Origin of the sequence: Pseudomonas proteolytica (assembly GCF_007858275.1) — a bacterium.
GTDB classification, from domain to species: domain Bacteria; phylum Pseudomonadota; class Gammaproteobacteria; order Pseudomonadales; family Pseudomonadaceae; genus Aquipseudomonas; species Aquipseudomonas proteolytica.
On record NZ_VFEV01000045.1, the window covers coordinates 1 to 16368 of the forward strand.

17 protein-coding genes and 1 pseudogene are annotated in these 16368 nt (G+C 61.0%); 10 read left to right on the plus strand and 8 right to left on the minus strand.

Annotated elements, in window-relative coordinates; all coding sequences use genetic code 11:
- From FIV38_RS25460 to codA, 9 genes and pseudogenes are all read left to right on the plus strand, one after another.
- On the plus strand, positions 1-241 hold a 241-nt coding region (locus tag FIV38_RS25460), incomplete at its 5' end, for a hypothetical protein (protein ID WP_338110281.1).
- The gene (locus FIV38_RS25465) at positions 238-450 is read left to right on the plus strand and encodes a helix-turn-helix transcriptional regulator (protein ID WP_060772666.1); all 213 of its coding nucleotides are present in this window, start codon (positions 238-240) and stop codon (positions 448-450) included. The genes FIV38_RS25460 and FIV38_RS25465, both read left to right, overlap by 4 nt.
- 63 nt (positions 451-513) lie before the next feature.
- The gene (gene queD / locus FIV38_RS25470; protein ID WP_003190259.1) at positions 514-870 is read left to right on the plus strand and encodes a 6-carboxytetrahydropterin synthase QueD; all 357 of its coding nucleotides are present in this window, start codon (positions 514-516) and stop codon (positions 868-870) included.
- A gap of 105 nt (positions 871-975) precedes the next feature.
- On the plus strand, positions 976-1350 hold the full coding sequence (locus FIV38_RS25475) for a hypothetical protein (protein WP_092238718.1): 375 nt from the start codon (positions 976-978) through the stop codon (positions 1348-1350).
- On the plus strand, positions 1347-1544 hold the full coding sequence (locus FIV38_RS25480; protein WP_092238715.1) for a helix-turn-helix transcriptional regulator: 198 nt from the start codon (positions 1347-1349) through the stop codon (positions 1542-1544). The genes FIV38_RS25475 and FIV38_RS25480 overlap by 4 nt, the downstream gene beginning before the upstream one ends.
- A gap of 64 nt (positions 1545-1608) precedes the next feature.
- Positions 1609-2232 (plus strand): annotated as a pseudogene (locus tag FIV38_RS25485) (NUDIX hydrolase).
- A 206-nt stretch (positions 2233-2438) separates the two neighbouring features.
- Positions 2439-3707, plus strand: a complete 1269-nt coding sequence (gene codB / locus FIV38_RS25490; protein WP_092238712.1) for a cytosine permease — start codon at positions 2439-2441, stop codon at positions 3705-3707.
- Positions 3704-4906 carry a PucR family transcriptional regulator gene (locus FIV38_RS25495; protein ID WP_092238710.1) on the plus strand — a complete coding sequence of 401 codons (1203 nt, stop codon included), beginning with the start codon at positions 3704-3706 and terminating at the stop codon, positions 4904-4906. The genes codB and FIV38_RS25495 overlap by 4 nt, the downstream gene beginning before the upstream one ends.
- 28 nt (positions 4907-4934) lie before the next feature.
- On the plus strand, positions 4935-6170 hold the full coding sequence (codA, locus tag FIV38_RS25500) for a cytosine deaminase (RefSeq protein WP_029296673.1): 1236 nt from the start codon (positions 4935-4937) through the stop codon (positions 6168-6170).
- 9 nt (positions 6171-6179) lie between these two features.
- On the opposite strand, the gene FIV38_RS25505 is transcribed toward codA, so the two are convergent.
- The 5 genes from FIV38_RS25505 to FIV38_RS25525 all read right to left on the minus strand — a co-directional run bounded on the left by FIV38_RS25505 (position 6180) and on the right by FIV38_RS25525 (position 13246).
- Complete coding sequence (locus FIV38_RS25505; RefSeq protein ID WP_092238707.1) at positions 6180-8330, minus strand: lipase family protein; 2151 nt, start codon at positions 8328-8330, stop codon at positions 6180-6182.
- Between the two features lie 14 nt (positions 8331-8344).
- The gene (locus FIV38_RS25510; protein ID WP_092238704.1) at positions 8345-9115 is read right to left on the minus strand and encodes a hypothetical protein; all 771 of its coding nucleotides are present in this window, start codon (positions 9113-9115) and stop codon (positions 8345-8347) included.
- Positions 9108-9938 (minus strand): DUF4123 domain-containing protein, encoded by an 831-nt coding sequence (locus FIV38_RS25515; protein WP_092238701.1) that lies wholly within the window; start codon positions 9936-9938, stop codon positions 9108-9110. Before FIV38_RS25515 ends, FIV38_RS25510 begins: the two co-directional genes overlap by 8 nt.
- Entirely contained in the window at positions 9938-11977 is a 2040-nt protein-coding gene (locus FIV38_RS25520; protein ID WP_092238698.1) for a type VI secretion system Vgr family protein, read from the minus strand. The genes FIV38_RS25515 and FIV38_RS25520 overlap by 1 nt, the downstream gene beginning before the upstream one ends.
- Before the next feature lie 297 nt (positions 11978-12274).
- Entirely contained in the window at positions 12275-13246 is a 972-nt protein-coding gene (locus tag FIV38_RS25525; protein ID WP_092238695.1) for a diaminopimelate epimerase, read from the minus strand.
- Between the two features lie 320 nt (positions 13247-13566).
- Between FIV38_RS25525 and FIV38_RS25530 the strand changes: the two genes are divergently transcribed.
- Entirely contained in the window at positions 13567-14721 is a 1155-nt protein-coding gene (locus tag FIV38_RS25530; RefSeq protein ID WP_092238689.1) for an MFS transporter, read from the plus strand.
- Between the two features lie 11 nt (positions 14722-14732).
- Here FIV38_RS25530 and FIV38_RS25535 read toward each other — a convergent pair whose 3' ends face one another.
- The 3 genes from FIV38_RS25535 to FIV38_RS25545 form a co-directional block, all read right to left on the minus strand.
- Positions 14733-15347, minus strand: a complete 615-nt coding sequence (locus FIV38_RS25535; protein ID WP_070995545.1) for a type III secretion effector protein — start codon at positions 15345-15347, stop codon at positions 14733-14735.
- Positions 15337-15684: a hypothetical protein gene (locus FIV38_RS25540; RefSeq protein ID WP_133715052.1), complete on the minus strand. Its 348-nt coding sequence runs from the start codon at positions 15682-15684 to the stop codon at positions 15337-15339. The genes FIV38_RS25535 and FIV38_RS25540 overlap by 11 nt, the downstream gene beginning before the upstream one ends.
- Before the next feature lie 202 nt (positions 15685-15886).
- Complete coding sequence (locus FIV38_RS25545) at positions 15887-16204, minus strand: hypothetical protein (protein ID WP_133715053.1); 318 nt, start codon at positions 16202-16204, stop codon at positions 15887-15889.
- Positions 16205-16368: the final 164 nt, after the last annotated feature.

Sequence of the window (16368 nt, forward strand, 5' to 3'; positions counted from 1 at the left end):
GCAAGTACACCCCATGTACGCAACGAAACTCACCCTGCTCTTGACAGCCATCGTGTTGTACGTGGCGGGGTCCACCTTCTGGTTTTTCTGGCAGGTGCCGGAGCTGCTCTCCACCGGTACCGAACAAACCCTGGTCGTAGCATTCGCCGGCTCCGTCGCCTGGGCGCTGCTCACCTTCAGTTTCATCATCCACATCATCAAGACAGCGCGGCCTACAGCTGGCGTAAGGAGAGAGTCATGAACAGAGCAGAAAACATTGATCGCTTCCTGCGCCTCGACGAGGTGCTTCACACCACCGGCCTGGGCCGTAACACGGTTTATCGTCGCATCAGGGAAGGCACCTTCCCAAAACAGGTTAGAATAGGCCCAAACTCGGTCGCCTGGCGCCAGTCAGTCATTGCTGAATGGATGGCTGCAACAACCCCCAGCGAAGACCAATCAGTACATTGATCAGTACACCAGCAAACGAAACCCTCATACACCCCGCCAAAATCAAGCCTTACAGGTCATACCGTGGAAATTTTCAAAGAGTTCACATTCGAGTCCGCCCACCGCTTGCCTCACGTCCCCGAAGGCCATAAGTGCGGGCGCCTGCATGGTCACTCCTTCAAGGTGGCCATCCACCTGAGCGGCGACCTTGACCCGCATACCGGCTGGATCCGTGACTTTTCGGAGATCAAGGCGATTTTCAAGCCGCTCTATGAGCGCCTCGACCACAACTACCTCAACGACATCCCCGGCCTGGAGAACCCGACCAGCGAAGTGCTGGCCAAGTGGATCTGGAACGAGTTGAAGCCCTTGCTGCCGGAACTCAGCGCCATTCGTATCCACGAGACCTGCACCAGTGGCTGTATTTATCGCGGTGAGTAAATCCTGGAATTGATTGCAGGATCGAGCCTGCAAAATGTAAAGCGAGCTTGACACTCGACATTTGCCCTCCTAATGTAAAGCTCCCTTTACTTACGGAACGCGCGCATGCCAATCAAACGCTATTTGGTGGAATTCTTCATCGCCCTGGCCGCCTATGTGGTTGCCGTGCTTGTCAGTACCCACTTTCTGGCCGACGCCCCCGAGGGCGCAGGGAAAATCTCCCTCGCCCTGGTCCCGGTCATTCCCCACGTCGCCATGGCCTTGGTGGCGATCCGCCAATTGGGGCGAATGGATGAGATGGGCCGCAAGATTCAATTGGAAGCCCTGGGCATTGCATTTATCTGCACGGCGCTGATCACCTTCAGCTATGGCTTCCTGGAAACCGCCGGCCTGCCCCGCCTGTCGATGTTTTTTGTATGGCCCGTCATGGGCGGTATCTGGGCAATAGCCACGGTGATCGGCGCAAGGCGTTATCGATGAACAACCTTATGCGCCAATTGCGCACTGAGCGAGGCTGGTCCCAGGCGGATCTGGCGGCACAACTTGAAGTGTCGCGCCAGACCGTCAACGCCATCGAAACGGGCCGCTACGACCCCAGCCTGCCGTTGGCCTTCAAAATAGCCAGGCTGTTTGAACGGCCGATCGAGGCGATTTTTGAGGCACCCTCGGCGTAAGGGTTTGCGTTCGAGGATCACAGCGATTAAAACCAGACTTCGCCGCAACTCAAGGAACCAAACCATGGAATCCACCTGGCTGGCCCAGGCCAAGCGCCTGCAGGCATTGGCATCCACCGGGCTGCACTTTTGCACTGATGACTTCGAGCGCGAACGCCTGGAAGAGATCGCCCATATTGCCCACAGTATGCTTGCGCAGTTGGGACAAGTGCCTCTGGAGCGCATTACCGGCCTGGTCTCGGACTTCGCGCAGCGCTATTCAACACCGATGATCGATGTGCGTGGCGCGCTGATTGAAGACGAGCGGATCCTGCTGGTACGCGAAGCAACGGATGGCTGTTAGGCATTACCGGGGGGTTATGCGGATATCGGATTGTCGGCTGCAGAAAACATCGTCAAGGAACTTCGCGAAGAAGCTGGCTTAAGCGTCACCGCACGCACGTTGTACAGCGTGACCCACAAAGCCAAGGGCCTGTACCGGCCCGACGTGCGTGACTTCTATAAGTTGTACTTTCTCTGCGAGCGCACCGACCAGGCCGCCCCCACCGCGGGGTTTGAAACCACCGACGTCGGCTTCTTCCGCCTCGACGAACTGCCGCCCCTGTCACGCGGCCGCACCATCGAGAGTGATCTTGAAGCAGCCTTCGCCTTTCACCGCGGCGAAATCACCCAGACCCTGTTCGACTGACACCCCGGCACGGTGATCCAATTTGTATCACCGCTGCACCGCTATCGCGCCTGACTGGGCATAACCAACAAGCAATCTCCTCTACCTGCCCCGCCCGCCCCCTGAATAGTGTGCAACCTGCACAGCGTCCACCGTGCAGCCGTCACTGCCCGGCAGTTGGCACGCCGGCTGCAACGGGCCCTGGGTCACTCACAGGGGAACGGCACATGACGCAGCACGAACCGGGCAACGATTACCCTCTCAGCGAAGTACCCATGCATGCACGCAAGGGCCTTGGCTCCACGGCCATGGTGTTGCTGGGCTTCACCTTTTTTACCGCGACCATGTTCGCCGGCGGCAAGCTTGGGGTGGCCTTCAGTTTTACCCAGATGCTCGGTGTCGTGGCCCTGGGTAACCTGCTGTTGGGTATCTACGCCGCAGGCCTGGGTTACATCGCCTTCAAGAGCGGCTTGAACTCGGTGCTGATGGGGCGGTTCTGCTTTGGCGAAGTGGGTAGCAAGTTGAGTGACCTGATCCTGGGTTTCACCCAGATTGGCTGGTACGCCTGGGGCACCGCCACGGCGGCCGTGGTACTGGGCAAATATTTCGAGCTGGGCCAGGGCAGCGTGCTGGCACTGATGGTGCTGTTCGGCCTGGTGTTCTGCGCCACGGCCTACGTGGGCTATCGCGGCCTGGAAATCCTCTCTTACATCGCAGTCCCGGCCATGGGCCTGCTGCTGTTGCTGTCGATGTGGGTGGCCACGGTGCACATCGGGGGGCTGGAGGGCTTGCTTGCCGTGGTACCCAGCGGTGAGTTGGATTTGTCCACGGCCATTACCCTGGTATTCGGCACCTTTGTCAGTGGCGCAACCCAGGCTACCAACTGGACGCGCTTCTCCCGGTCGGCCAAAGTGGCAGTCCTGGCCAGCCTGATCGGCTTTTTTATCGGCAACGGCCTGATGGTGCTGATTGGGGCCTACGGCGCTATCGTCTATCAACAGCCGGATGTGGTGGAGGTGTTGCTGCTGCAAGGTTTCGCCATGGCTGCAATGGCCATGTTGCTGCTCAATATCTGGAGCACCCAGGACAACACCATCTACAACTTCGCCGTCGCCGGCTGCAACCTGCTGCGTACCAAACGCCGCAAGACTGTGACCCTGGTCGGCGCCGTGATCGGCACCCTGCTCGCCTTGCTGGGCATGTACGACATGCTGGTGCCCTATCTGATTTTGCTGGGCACCGTGATTCCACCGATTGGCGGGGTGATCATGGCCGACTTCTTCTATCGCTATCGCGGCCAGTACCCTCGGCTGGCGGAGGTGCGTTTGCCCGCGTTCAATTGGCCGGGGCTGATTGCCTATGGGGTGGGTACGGTGCTGGCGTTCAGTTCGCCATGGGTCGCGCCGCTGGTGGGAATTATCGCCGCGGCCGCCACCTACATCTTGCTCACCGCGATCCTGCGGGTGCGGGTGCCCTTGGCTGACACCCAGGCATGAGCCTGACCGTGGCGGATGTGCTGGCCCTGCCCGGGCTGGAGTCCATGACCCTGCGAGCCGGTAGCGCAGGCCTGGACAATGGCGTGCGCTGGCCTTATGTGGCCGAGAACAGCGGCATTGCAGAATGGGTGTTGGGCGGCGAACTGGTGTTCATCACCGGTATCAACCACCCGCGTGATGAGGCCAATCTCTTGCGCCTGCTGGATGAAGCCTGCTCGCGGCGTGTCGCCGGCCTGGTGATCCTGACCGGTGCGGATTACATCCAGGGGATTGCCCCTGGGTTGCTGCAAGCCGCCGACGCCGCCGGGATGCCGCTGATCGAACAACCGTACTCGCTGAAAATGGTCCTGGTGACCCAGGCCATCGGCTCGGCGCTGATCGAGTCCGAGCAGTTGGGGCGTTCACGGCATGAGGTGCTGGAACGCCTGTTGGCGGGGGACTACCAATCCCTCGACCTGCTGTTGCATCGCGCCAGCCAACTGGGCATGCCATTGGCCGGACACTGGCAAGTGGCGCAGTTACAACTGGAGGGTGGCGACGCGTTATTTGCGCAAACCGTGGCTGGGGAGGCCGAAGCTCAGCTCGCTCGCCAACACGAAGGCATTACCCGCCGATTGCGCCAGTTCGCCGCCGAGCATCCCTCACCCCTGCCCGTACTCGACAGGGCTGGGCAATGGACCTTGCTGCTGCCGGCCACCGAAGATCACCGGCAACGCCTGGCAAATTGGCTGAGGCCGCTGAACCTGCGCCTGGCCCCGCTGAAGCTATGCATCGGCTTGAGCGCGGCAAAACATCCGCCCGCCGGCCTCGCCCAGGGCTTGGACGAAGCTCGCCAGGCGCTGGTGGTTGCCCGGCGCTTTGGCGAGCATGCCGGCGTCTGTGTCTACGATGAGCTAGGGCTGCTGAAGCTAATGAGTGCGGTACGCGATCGCGGGCTGCTCGAGCAGTTCCTCCATGAACGCCTGGGGCCGCTGCTGCGCCATGACCAGCGTCACGGCCCCAGCCTGATGCCGACCCTGCAAGCCTGGTTCCTGGACAATGGTAACCTTGTGGCTGCGTCCCAGCGGTTGGCGGTCCACCGCAACACCTTGACCCACCGCGTCCAACGTATCGAGGCCCTGTGCGGGCTGTCGCTGGACAATCCCAATGACCGTCTGGACATCGGCGTCGCGCTGATGATCTGGCGGCTGTCTGCCTGATTGCTTTTTGCCCAAGAGGAACTTGCCCATGCATATCATCAACGCCCGCCTGCGCAACCGTGAAGGCCTGCATGATCTGCACCTGGAACATGGCCGGATCGCCAGTATTACGCCTCAAACTGCCACGCCGCCCATGGGCCCGGACGATCTGGATGCCGCGGGTAACCTGGTGGTGCCACCCTTTGTCGAGCCGCATATCCACCTTGATGCCACCCTCACTGCCGGCGAGCCGCGCTGGAATATGAGCGGGACGCTGTTTGAAGGGATCGAGTGCTGGGGCGAACGCAAGGCCACCATCACCCATGAAGACACCAAGACCCGCGCCAAACAGACCATCCAGGCCCTGGCGGCCCACGGTATCCAGCATGTACGCACCCACGTGGACGTCACCGACCCGCAGTTGACGGCGCTCAAGGCCATGCTCGAAGTGCGCCAGGAGAGCGCACACCTGATCGACCTGCAGATCGTGGCATTTCCCCAGGAAGGCATCGAGTCCTACCGCAATGGCCGTGAGTTGATGGAAGAAGCCATTCGCCTCGGCGCCGATGTGGTGGGCGGCATTCCCCATTTCGAATACACCCGCGACCAAGGGGTCAGCTCGGTCAAGTTCCTCATGGACCTGGCCGAACGCACGGGCTGCCTGGTCGACGTGCATTGCGATGAAACCGACGACCCGCACTCGCGCTTTCTCGAAGTGCTGGCCGAAGAGGCCCGCAGTCGCGACATGGGCAGCCGGGTCACCGCCAGCCACACCACGGCCATGGGCTCCTACGACAATGCCTACTGCGCAAAACTGTTCCGGCTGTTGGGGCACTCTGGCATCAGCTTTGTTTCCTGCCCCACCGAAAGCATTCACTTGCAGGGCCGCTTCGACAACTTCCCGAAACGCCGGGGCGTAACCCGGGTCAACGAACTGTTGGAGGCCGGCATGAACGTGTGCTTCGGCCAGGACTCCATCGTCGATCCCTGGTACCCACTGGGCAACGGCAATATTCTGCGGGTGCTCGAAGCCGGTCTGCATATCTGCCATATGCTCGGCTACAGCAACCTGCAAAGGGCCCTGGACCTTGTCACCGACAACAGCGCCAAAGCCATGGCCCTGGGCGATCGCTACGGCCTGGAACCGGGGCGGCCGGCCAACCTGCTGATTCTCTCGGCCGACAGCGACTACGAGGTCATTCGCAGCCAGGGCCTGGCGCTGTATTCGATCCGCAACGGCAAGGTGTTGATGAAGCGCCAGCTGGCGCAGGTGGCTTTTTTGTAAAACCCTGGGCTAAACGATCGAGTCGAGGTCCAACGGCTGGCCTTTGCCATGCTCGTCATGCAAGGCCGGCGGGATGCTTGCCACTTGCGATAGCTCACGGTTTTCCCGGTGGCTGAACCAGCGTTTGAGGCTGGCTGGCAAGTTTGCACCCTGAGCATGGCTGCCATAGACGTCACGCGCTTGCAGGCGGCGCCAGCGCAAACTTTCCAGGCGCTGGCGACTGATTTGCAAGCGGTCGATTTCAGCGGCCAAGCCGTCGTAGTGCTCATGGCTACGCCCGTTCGCTGGTCGGCGACGGTGCAGTTCCAACTGTTTGTCCTGCAATTGGCGGCCCATGGTGCCCAAGGCGTCGTCGATCAGTGCGTACTCCCGCGACGTCACGAGGGCGCCGCGGTTATCCAGGGTTTGTTGCCAACGACGCAAGGTCGCCCAGGCTGCCGGCACGTAGCTGCTGACCATAAAATGCTGGCTGGCCTGGAACAACTGCTTGAGCAGGTTATCGCGCTCGGGCATATCGCCGCTCAGGTACAAGGCGCGATTGCATCCCGCCTCCTCCAGAGACTCACACCCGGGCTTCCACAGCACCGATGAATGCGCGCCGTCCGGGAGCAGGATCGGCATGAAGTGTTGTTGCTCGCCGTGGTGCCAGTAAGGATTGCCACCGACGCGTACCAGGCCCGCCGCAAACAGCAGGCCTGCGGGCGCGGGGGCGCTGAACAACGTCACCGCGCCGGGAACCCAGAGTTTGGCCGTGGTGTTCATCCAGGGTGCCGGCACGCTGGGAACCGGGTCATTGTGGTTGACGATACGGTGATGGACCAGGTCTGCCGCGCCTCTGATAAATTCCGCGTCAGCGGCACGCGGCGCACCGTAGGTGTAGAGGAGCACGTTGTAGTCGGCATCTTTGACCCGGCGCAGTCCCTCTGCCAGCAGCAGGGCGATTGCCCCTCCCAGGCTATGGCCGCAGATCACGATACGTTGGCCGCTGTAGAACTGATCGAGGTAGCGCAGCACGAAGTCGCGCATGGCTCGATAGGCCTGATAAAAACCTTCATGGGCCTTGCCGATGCCCTCCGCGAACGGCACCTGGTGGGCGTTTGCATCACGCAGGCCATCAGCGGCACTGGCCGTACCCCGTACAGAAATCAGCACGATCTCATCGTGATGACTGATAAAGGCCTGGGTATCAGTACCCAGCTCTTCATCATCGAAAAAATGCAGGTTCGCCGGATGCTCCTGCTCGCCCGCGAGCTTCGGGCTGTTTTGCGGATACAACTGGGGATCGAAGGGCAGGATCTCGAAACGCCGGGAATAGGCGACCTCTTCATACAGCGGGTAAAACCGTTGTACTTGCCCAGCGTCGACCCTCCAGGCTTGCTCATACCCCGAGAGTTTTTCAGCAAACAGATGACCAATGCTTGGGTCCACGGGAAAACGGACCTCATCTTGCGGTTGGGTGGCCGGCTCCTGGCCAAATGGGCAGTAGCTCAAGGTCGCCATCAATGCCAGTTGGTACAGGTTCAGGGCGCAGAACCCATCCTCGGTAGACAGCATCGGGCGCAACGCCCGCAAGGGCCGGACCTCCAGTACGCTGTGCTGGTTGGGGAACAGCACCACACCCGACAATGCAGGCTGCGGTGGGCCGAATCCAAGGTCGGCCATCATTTTCAGGGCATGCCGTCGGGGGGCGAAAGGCCGGGGCGCCGCAGGCGGCAAATGGGCGGCATGGCGGACGAGGTCGCGGACTTCGACTTGGTAGAAACGGTCTGCTTGTTGCTTAGCGGGATTGTCTTCACGACGTTGACCATCAGCAGCATAAAACAAGGTTCGCTCGACGCGAACTTGAAGTTCGCTTATAGGCAGTTTGTAAGTCAGGCGTGTCCTCAGCCGGTGATAGGGCTCTTCTGACCCGGTGTATGGGTCATCCACCCTCAGAACCACAGGCCCGCAGTAAAAATCCGTTAATCTGGCGAATCCTTCTCCATTCAATCTACCGCTGTACCGTTGACCCGCACTGTCGTGGAGCGTGTATGGAAGCCCGCCATAACTCTTTCCATTTCCAGTCTCGTCCACCACGCAGAAGCTCACCCAGTGCCCTCGTAGCGCGCAAGCCGGCATATTGTCACTGAAAAAATCCTGCTTCCATGCCGCCAGTTCCATTGGCTTACTCCTTGTTAGTTACAGGTTGGATAAACATCACATATACGCCCGTCAGGCATCTTTATAGGCTTGAAATCCGTAGTGTTGCCTCTGCAATACGCGGATGTATCTTCGAAGCTGTTACCTCGGCATCGCCTCCACCCGCCGGGAACTGCTATCCAGTTATCATCAAAAGCTGGCAACTCCTCATCGGACACATTCAGCACCAACCTCAGGGTTTTCCCCATGAGTCGATCTCGCTGCACTACACCACCTGCCCGTGTTTTTTCCGGCTGTCCATTTTCAGCCAGTGAATTGCATTTCAAGATTTTCCTGATCCCATGGAGCCGCCCCACGGTTCGAAAGAACCACTGACATCGCCCTTTCAACTCCAAAGTCTCCAACCCAGGCGTTTCCCCTCCTGCCCGGTCCTGAATGTAGATCGCCGCAATATCCCCCCCGATATCCGTGTCCCGCGTTCCCCACCGTGCGTAAAAATCAAACTCCACACTGCGCAACACCAACGGGCAACCTTCTACCGTTTCAGTCAGCGGCAGGTCCTGGGTCACGCGGCTGGCTGCGGTGTTATACGCAACGCTGAAGACCTTGCGCTCTGGCCTCTTGCCTCGGCGCACTGGCAAGGTGCAGCTTTCGCCTGCGGCGGGGCTGTAGTTGGCCGCGCTTTTGAATCGAAAATTGGCCGGCAGGTCTACCTGCAAGGTAAAACGCTCTGCGGGCACGCTTGCACATCCCGCCAACCACGCCATGCCCACGACCAGTAACGCACCGCACGCCCGCCTACTCATGTTTTTCCCTCAAGGTGTGCCACTGCGCCAACACCCGTGCAAAGTGATCTCCCGGCGCCTCACCCGCCAACGGCTGCCACCGGATCACGCTGGCCCCCGTCGCTTCCTCCAACCGGCGCACCACCAAGAACTCCAGTTGTTGCGCCCCGCGCCATTGCCAGGTGCGGGCCTGTTCCAGTACCTGGGCCAGCCATACCCTCGGGTCCTGGAATTCAGCCAATGCCGCGAGATCTTCACTGTGCTCAGCCAGCAGGTAGCGCAGGATATTGGCGTGCAGAATGGCCGAGACCTGGGGGTTGGGAATGCTGAGCCATGGGGCGGGATCAGGTACCGGGTAATGGCCGGGCGCAGGGTTGCTGGCGCTGCACCATTGGTCTTCATACCAGTAGCACACACTGATCAGCGGCCCGAGATAGGCTGGCCGTTGCGCTACCGGCAAGCAAGCAAGCGCTCGCGCCAAGGTGCGGTTGTCGTGGAACCGGTACAGGGCCTGCTTGCCCGGCGGCCCCACCAGCATCCGCGCGTGCCAATGCTCGATAACGCCACCCAGGTCTGTGTCGGGCAAGCTGCCCAGCCAGCCCCAATTCGCCTGCGGCTGCTCCAGCAAGCTCACCAGCGCGGGTTCACCGAGTTGCTCCACCAGCAGGATCACCGGCCCTGCAGCCGCCAGCGCCGCCACTGCGCTGCCACCGTACACGCTAAGACATTGCGCCAGGTTGCGGGACGCTATCAACGACAAGCGCGCATCGCTGCTTCCCTCGAGGACCAGACACAAGCGGCGCCCTGCCTGCTGTTGTTGGGCCATCCATTGGCCGGGCGCCATCACGCGACCCTCCCGCGAATGTCACACACACCTTCGCGGCAGCGCTCGCACACCGGGCAAAAATCCGCATCCAGTTGCCTCGCCCTGTGCATGATTGCGCCCTGGATAACTGAAATGGAGGGAACACCCGCGGCGCGCGGAGGCGATGATGGGTTATCGCCCGGGCCCACGGGGTTGGCCGAGCGTGCGACCCCTGGCAAGCCACCCAGGGTGATGGGGCGACTGCTGAAAATTCCGCCTGCCTGGATCAGCAGGTGTTCGCCTCCCGCCTTGAAACTCAACTGCGCACCCGCGTCGATCACCAGGCTGGCGCCCGCCTTGAGATGGATCTGTTGCCCCGCCTCGATCACCAGGGCCTGGCCGATGTAGGCCTGGCTGTCGCCCTTTACCTGCAGGTGATCGCCGGCCCCGATCAGGACCTTGCGATTGCCGCGAACGTCGCGGTGTTCCTCGCTTTCCAGGTACGCCGTGCTCAGGCCGCGAATGGTTTCACGTCGCTCGCCCCCGACGTCCAGGTGGCAGTCATGCCCCACCTGTTGCTGCAGGTCCCGTTGGGCCCGCAGGTAAATGAGCTCCTTGCCCAGGTGGTCCTCCAGGTGCAGTTCGTTGGCGCCCGCGCCACCGGGGGAACTGCGGCTGCGCAATACGCTGCGGGTCTTGTGTTGCGGTAACGGATAAGGGGGCAGATGCCGCGCATTGGGCAGGCAGCCATTGATCAAAGGCCGATCAGGATCGCCGTCCAGGAACGTCACCAGCACCTCCATGCCGACCCGAGGCGTCATGATCGCGCCAAAGCCGTCACCAGCCCACCCGGAGGCCACTCGCACCCAGCAACTGCTTTTATCACTCGTCTTGTCCAACCTATCCCAGTGAAACCGCACCTTCACCCGACCATAGGCATCACAGTGCACCTCCTCGCCCACCGGCCCCGTCACGGTGGCCGTCTGGCTACCAGTGATTGTCGGTTTGGGGTGCTTGAGCGCCGGGCGGTGGACCGCGCGCCAAGGTGTGGCGTTGAAGCGGTTGCGATATCCCTGGAACACTTCACTGCCCGGCATCGCCTCTTCCAGCACCTGTGGTTGATACCCCTCGTGACGCACTGAAGTCAGTAGCCACAAGTCATTGCAGGAGGGCTGCGGGTGATCGCTCAACGGCAGGAAATGGCCACTGCATAACGCCGGTTGATCACTCTTGCCCAAGGCCCGGTGTTGGTCACGCTGATGGCGCTCCAGGCTGCGACGCGCCAGTTGCACGCCGCGTGCCTGCCCCGTAAAACCTGCGGGGTAGTGATAGTCCTCAAGCGGCAGCACCGATGGCGCCCCGGCTTGCGCTTGCAGGCGCCGCGCAGGGTGCTCGAAGTCATGATCACGACGCACGACCTGGCGGCTGCGGGTGGCCAGGCGCACATCGAAGCGCTGGATGCCCGGCGCCTCGGTGCTGGCCGGGCGATAACGCTGTACAGGCAAGCGGCGAAACACTGTCTGGTCATCACCGAACACCAGCACATGGGCGTGCGGGCTGTGGCGAAAGTGGTAGTGAATCCCCTCTTCTTCACACAGTCGCTGGATAAAGTGCAGGTCGGTTTCTGCGTATTGCACACAGAATGTACGTGGCGGATAGACCACCGGGCCCAATTCGAAGGCATACGCGTCGGCCAGGATACCGTGGCGTTCGAGCACGGCCGCAATGATCTGCGGCACGCTGCGTTGTTGAAAGATGCGCAGGTCACGGCGGTGTTCCAGCCACGCCAGGCGCGGTGCCAGGGTCAGACGATAAAGGGTGAGCCGGGCCCCGGGGTCATCACGGCCGACTGCATACACCTGCCCATGCAGGCCTGCGCCCGCTTCGCCGAAGCCCAGGTAGGCCGGCTGGTGCAGCAATGTTTCCAGATCAAGGCCAGGGTTTTCGCTGACCAACTGCACCTCGATGAAGTAGGGCTGATCAAGGGCTTCGCGGCCTTTGAATGCCAGGACTTGAAAGTCATTTTCCACACTTTGCAGGATAAATTTGAAACGTGACGAAACAAGCGCATTAACCATCCGTTGTTACCCGCCGTCCGCTATCTGATTGAAATACTCTCCCCCGCCAAGCTCAATCGCGCGGCCAAAGAAAGTGCCTGAACGCTCTAAAGATTAGCGAGATCCGCGAACATTCGGCACTTTGAAAATAAAAAAGAAGTTTCGTACGAACAAGGTGGAAGTCTCTTTTACAAGATGAGAAATCCGCAAAACAAATCATGCATTAACAACAAGAAATCACTTACGTAATACACCAGGCGATAACTAAACAATAAGGAAACAACTGACACTTATTTAAGCTACCGAATACTTGCGTCCTCAGCCTTGAAGCGTTGCGGCCCCGAACAGACTGACACTGAGCAACGTCCCGGCCTGAGCATGCAAACGTACCGGCGCCGTGCCACCCGGCATCACCACCGCAACCTCCCCCGCCTCGACCCACCCCGCGCGCCATGCTGCACAGGCCACCGCGCTGGCACTGGTCCCGGAGGATGCCGTGGGGCCTTCGCCGCGCTCAAATACCCGGGCGATCACCCGATTGACAGAATCGCGCGCGGCCCACTGCAGGTTGATCCCGGCAGCACAAGGCCGGCCATCACCTGCCGGCGGGGCAACGGCAATCGCTTTCAAGGGCGCGAACACCCCCGGCTGATGCATTTGCCGATTGTCCGGCAAGGCCGATGCGTGCTCGACCAAGGTCACACAATGGGGGTTGCCGATACGCACAAACTCACTGCGGGCCCATTGCGGGTTGATCGCAGCCAGCGCACTCACATGGGCAGGCTCGTTGCTCGCCAACCCCACGGCCCCCACTGCCTGGGGCCCGAATACTGGCTGGCCCAACGTCAACCAGAACCCCGCAACCTGCTGGTGGACCGCCGGCTCAACCCACGTCGCCACCGTTGAGGGGGCATCCGGTTTGTCATGGTGCACCCGCAGCTCACAGGCCCCAGTCATCAGCCCCGCGTCCGTCAGGGCCTGGGCAAAAATCGTCAAGCCATTGCCGCTGCGCTCGGCCAGGGAGCCATCGGTGTTGATGATCAGCAGGTCATACGGTGGCAATGCCTGAAACGGCCCGACCAGCAAACCATCGCAGCGATAGGCCTTGGCCTGGGCTGGACGCGGCGACGTGCCCCAGCCGCATTCGGACGCTATCGCCGACGCCGCCCACGCCTGGCGAGTGCTGGCGGCCAGGGCGGCGCTATCGGGCACGGCAATGCCCCGGCTGCGTAACAGGGCCGGGCTGGCCACACCGTAGATATTGCCGCGAGCGTCGTAGAACAGGGTCATGGGGTCATCCACCTCGGCATGGGAAAAGCGCCGGGTGATTGTGGGGAATATCGGCCCCGGATACCACCCGCCAAAGTGGCCTGGAAGGTGGTAATCCTCTGCAAGCAGCCTGGGGTTCGCCGCCACTCCCAGGGATTACGCACCATCCAGGCCACCTCAAGCGAGCCCGGTAGCCTCTATGTGGCGCTCACCGGCAAAGTGTTCCATGTTGTAAAAAAAAAGTTCGCAGGGGCCACGGGAACCTGGCTCGCTCGATACGGCCTGATGTGCAAGGATGTCGCGCCGGACATCGTTCGCTGAACGCAAAATCAAGGACTTTCATGACTGCCATCCCCACTCCAGCGCCTGTGATTCCAGGACGCCTGGAACAAATGTCGACCCGCATCGCGTTTTTCATTGCCGGCTTTGGCATCGCGGCCTGGGCACCGCTGGTGCCCTACGCCAAGGCCCGTGCCCAACTCAACGAAGGTACGCTGGGCCTGTTGCTGCTGTGCCTGGGGGTGGGGTCCATCATCGCCATGCCGGTAGCGGGCGCGCTGGCGTCACGCTTTGGCTGCCGACGCGTGCTCAGCGCCGGCACCATTCTCCTCTGCGTGGCTTTGCCGATGCTGGCTACCGTCAGCTCGATACCGTTGCTGATGGCGGGGTTGTTTCTGTTTGGTGCCGGCCTTGGCACGGTGGATTCCACCGTCAACCTGCAAGCCGTGATCGTAGAACGGGCCAGTGGCAAGACGATGATGTCGGGCTTCCATGGGCTGTTCAGCCTGGGAGGCATCGTGGGGGCGGCGGGCGTCAGCGCCTTGCTCGGCCTGGGCCTGTCACCGCTGTCGGCGACCCTGGTGGTGATCGTGATTACGCTGGCCGCACTGCTCAAGGCGGCCCCCCATTTGCTGCCCTACGGCAGTGAAAGTTCCGGCCCCGCCTTCGCCATCCCCCACGGCGTGGTGCTGTTTATCGGTTGCCTGTGTTTTATCGTGTTCCTGGCAGAAGGTGCCGTGCTCGACTGGAGCGCCGTGTTCCTCAGTGACGAACGCGGCCTCGACGAGGCCTATGCGGGCCTGGGCTATGCGGCGTTTGCCTTGACCATGACCATCGGCCGCCTGACCGGCGATGCAATTGTTCGTCGCCTGGGGGCCAAACGGGTGATCGTGATCGGTGGCTTGCTGGCCACCGCCGGCATGCTCCTGGCCACGCTGCTCCCGGCGTGGGAAACCGCACTGCTGGGCTATGCGCTGGTAGGCGCCGGCTGTTCGAATATCGTGCCGGTGCTGTACACCGCTGTCGGTAAGCAAACGGTCATGCCGGAGCACATTGCGGTGCCTGCCATCACCACCCTGGGTTATGCGGGCATTCTTGCGGGCCCGGCGCTGATCGGCTTTATCGCCCATGGCAGCAGCTTGAGCGTCGCCTTTGTGTTGATCGCCGTGCTCCTGCTGGGCGTGGCGGTCAGCGGGAAAATCCTGCGGGTGTCATGAGTCCGGGGGGGCTACTGGCTCTTGTTGTTTTCCAGCCAGCCGTCGAGGTCTTTGCTGCTCAACCACTCCTTCTGGTAGCGACTGCCATAAATGCGTCGCCAGCCTGAATGGATGCGCGCGAGTGAGTTCAATAGCCTGGGACGGTCCACCAGGTTTTTTGACATGTACACCAGCTGTTCGCTGTACATCTTTTTCGGCAGACCCGTGGCGGGGTCCCGGATAACCGTGCCTTGGGTGTCCGTTTCGTCCGGGTCCTTGCTGATTGAGACAAGCCTCTCGATCTGGACGAAGCCGACCTGCTCAAAAAAGTTCATGCGGTCCCGGGACCTGTCCCGAAGTTCATCAAATGCATCCCGGAATGCCTGCACCAGCTCGACATTGGTCTTGGCGTGAAAAGGGTCCGAGCTGAAGGCATTGGGGTCGCTGTTGCCGAACACTGCCTGCACGGCCTTTGACAGGCTTTGCCGCGTGATGACCCCTCGCTCATCGACAATCGCGTCGATCAACCGCGGGCGCTGGACAAGTGCCCTGGCCAGCAGGATGGCGTTGTTGCGTGCGGGTGTGTCGGTCATTTTTTCACTGGCGATTTGCCTCAGCGCCGACAGTTTCAATCCTTCATTTTTCATGAAATCTTTCCAGCACGGAAAAATGCTCACCCAGCGCCGTCACTAGCTGGCTATCGGGCAGTTGGGTAAAGGGGTTTACATCGGTTGCGCGCACCAACGGCGTGTTTCTCAGCTCCTGATGATGCAGCGTGATCTCGTCGGGCGTGGCCCAGCGCAGGGGACGCCGGAAACCCGAAGAACGAATCGTACTGGGCAACGGCTGATTATCATCCTGCCAGCCACGGGGTGTGGTTTCGCTTGAAGCAGCATGAGCTTTTTGTTGTGCGTCATCCGGTATCGCATCATGGCGGCTCGTACTACCGGGCCGCAGGAGAGGTACCCCACCGTCAATTGCCATGTTTCATATCCACCTTTTATAGACACCTACTCAGACCGGCTACCACCCTTGTCACTGCAATAGTGGCGCTCCAACAAACGCAAAGTATGTGGCCTGGCATCCACAATGGTTCCGGGGCGGCCGATCAATTTCGATGACTGCATGTAAACAACGGGCAGGACCTGGGGCAGCCTCAGTCCGTCTTTCGACACCCCAACGCGACCTATCTGGAAACACCCAGCAAGACCTTCAATGCACTGATCAATCCGGTTGTCGTGCCCGCCGTTTCCGGCATCGGGGCACCAGAGGTGTGGGGGGCACGATGAGGAAGCAGGCCTTTGGCGAAATCATCCGCCGCCGGTGCCTTGAATGTGTACTGCCCTGGAAAGAACGTTTCTCGCAGGGCTTCGGCCCCCTCTTCGACAGGCTTGTGCTGAGCCTGGGCACCGAAGCGTCGACCCTGCTCGCCATTGTCACGGGTGGGTGCAAGAAGGGATTGCGGCAGACCGGGAGTTTGAGTTCCAAGTGACGTTGAAGTCATGTCAACACCCTCTCTTTGAGTGAAACCGTCGGCGTCATAAAGGCCGTCGAATACACGTTATGTGGCAAACAGCACAAAACAGTTCCTGCCGATTGATACGGCACAGGCGCACCGGTAAAAGCCGCGCAGAGCCTGCGACCTTTCCCGCTGTTGGAACACCTGCG

Bases quoted from the DNA above. Each gene is read 5' to 3' on its own strand.
- FIV38_RS25465 (WP_060772666.1), top strand. From the start codon at position 238: ATGAACAGAGCAGAAAACATTGATCGCTTCCTGCGCCTCGACGAGGTG.
- FIV38_RS25475 (WP_092238718.1), top strand. From the start codon at position 976: ATGCCAATCAAACGCTATTTGGTGGAATTCTTCATCGCCCTGGCCGCC.
- FIV38_RS25480 (WP_092238715.1), top strand. From the start codon at position 1,347: ATGAACAACCTTATGCGCCAATTGCGCACTGAGCGAGGCTGGTCCCAG.
- codB (WP_092238712.1), top strand. From the start codon at position 2,439: ATGACGCAGCACGAACCGGGCAACGATTACCCTCTCAGCGAAGTACCC.
- FIV38_RS25495 (WP_092238710.1), top strand. From the start codon at position 3,704: ATGAGCCTGACCGTGGCGGATGTGCTGGCCCTGCCCGGGCTGGAGTCC.
- codA (WP_029296673.1), top strand. From the start codon at position 4,935: ATGCATATCATCAACGCCCGCCTGCGCAACCGTGAAGGCCTGCATGAT.
- FIV38_RS25505 (WP_092238707.1), bottom strand. From the start codon at position 8,330: ATGGAACTGGCGGCATGGAAGCAGGATTTTTTCAGTGACAATATGCCG.
- FIV38_RS25510 (WP_092238704.1), bottom strand. From the start codon at position 9,115: ATGAGTAGGCGGGCGTGCGGTGCGTTACTGGTCGTGGGCATGGCGTGG.
- FIV38_RS25515 (WP_092238701.1), bottom strand. From the start codon at position 9,938: ATGGCGCCCGGCCAATGGATGGCCCAACAACAGCAGGCAGGGCGCCGC.
- FIV38_RS25520 (WP_092238698.1), bottom strand. From the start codon at position 11,977: ATGGTTAATGCGCTTGTTTCGTCACGTTTCAAATTTATCCTGCAAAGT.
- FIV38_RS25525 (WP_092238695.1), bottom strand. From the start codon at position 13,246: ATGACCCTGTTCTACGACGCTCGCGGCAATATCTACGGTGTGGCCAGC.
- FIV38_RS25530 (WP_092238689.1), top strand. From the start codon at position 13,567: ATGACTGCCATCCCCACTCCAGCGCCTGTGATTCCAGGACGCCTGGAA.
- FIV38_RS25535 (WP_070995545.1), bottom strand. From the start codon at position 15,347: ATGAAAAATGAAGGATTGAAACTGTCGGCGCTGAGGCAAATCGCCAGT.
- FIV38_RS25540 (WP_133715052.1), bottom strand. From the start codon at position 15,684: ATGGCAATTGACGGTGGGGTACCTCTCCTGCGGCCCGGTAGTACGAGC.
- FIV38_RS25545 (WP_133715053.1), bottom strand. From the start codon at position 16,204: ATGACTTCAACGTCACTTGGAACTCAAACTCCCGGTCTGCCGCAATCC.